At 63.3% G+C, this 1,240-nt stretch carries 1 pseudogene; it reads right to left on the minus strand.

From position 1 onward, the window contains the following. Nucleotides 1-38: 38 nt before the first annotated feature. A pseudogene (locus AO398_RS27115) lies at nucleotides 39-1,129 on the minus strand (IS3 family transposase). Nucleotides 1,130-1,240 lie beyond the last annotated feature (111 nt).

The following is a 1,240-nucleotide window of genomic DNA, read 5'->3' on the forward strand; positions in this document are numbered from 1 at the left end:
TGACCTGACCGGTATTTCGAACCGAGCCTGTTGCGAGGTTACTGCATGGTAGCGGCCATGGGTAGCCGGAGGGCCAAATTCGGGTAGCTGACCGGCGCGGGCGGCCGATAGCCCAGCGACGAATGCGGTCGGATGCAGTTGTACGTGGTTTGCCATAGACCGATGACGATCTGCGCCTGCTTCAGCGATTAGAAGATTTCCTGGCGTAGGCACTCGTCCCGAAGTTTGCCGTTGAAGCTCTCACAGTACCCGTTCTCCCACGGCGATCCTGGCGCGATGGACTGGATCCGTGGCCCCGTCTTGGCGACCCACTTGCGCAGCGCCTTTGAGATCATTTCAGGGCCATCATCGCAGCGGATGTGCTCGGGGATGCCGTGCAGGCACATGGCATCGGCCAAAGCCTCGATCACGCCGACGCTGTTGATGCGCCGCGCCACCTTCAACGCCAGGCACGCCCGGCTATGCTCGTCGATCAGCGTGAGGATGCGTAGGCTTCGGCCGTCGTGGGTCCGGGCCTGGACGAAGTCGAAGCTCCACACATGGTTGCGGTGGAGCGGTCGTAGCCGCACGCATGAGCCGTCGTTCAGCCATAAGCGGCTGCGGGGTCTCTGTCGGCTAGGGACTTTGAGCCCCTTGCGACGCCAGATGCGCTGAACCCGGTCCTTGCCCACTTGCCAGCCGGCTGCCTGCAGCAGCGCGGTGACGCGGCAGTATCTGTCGCGCCCGTACTCGGACGCCAGGGCGATGATGGCGCGGGTCAGCTCATCCTCGTCGGCCGGCACGTAGCGCTGCGTACCCCGATGCTGGCCGACGATCCGGCAGGCATGACGCTCCGAGAGGCCGTACTTCTCCCGGATGCCGTCGACCGCCTGCCGGCGTCGCTCGGGGGCTACAAGTTTCCCGAGGCGACGTCCGCCAGAACTTGTTTCTCCAAGGACAGGTCGGCTACCAGCCGCCGCAATCGAGCGTTCTCGCGCTCCAGATCCTTCATATTCTTGGCTTGATCGATCTTCAGGCCGCCGTACTCCTTACGCCAGCGGTAATAACTCTGCTCGGAGACATCCGCTTCCTTGCATGCGACGGCGATGCTCTTTCCCTGGGCCGTCTGCACCTCGATCTGGCGCAACATCAGCACGACCTGCTCCGCACTTGGCTTCTATCCTCGCTTCATCCCCAACTCCTCTGGTCCACGCTGATCCTCTCAATCAGCCCGGTCCAAAGCCAGCCGGTCAGGTCACCC

This window comes from Methylobacterium sp. GXS13, from assembly GCF_001455965.1.
In the GTDB taxonomy this organism is placed as follows: Bacteria; Pseudomonadota; Alphaproteobacteria; order Rhizobiales; family Beijerinckiaceae; genus Methylobacterium.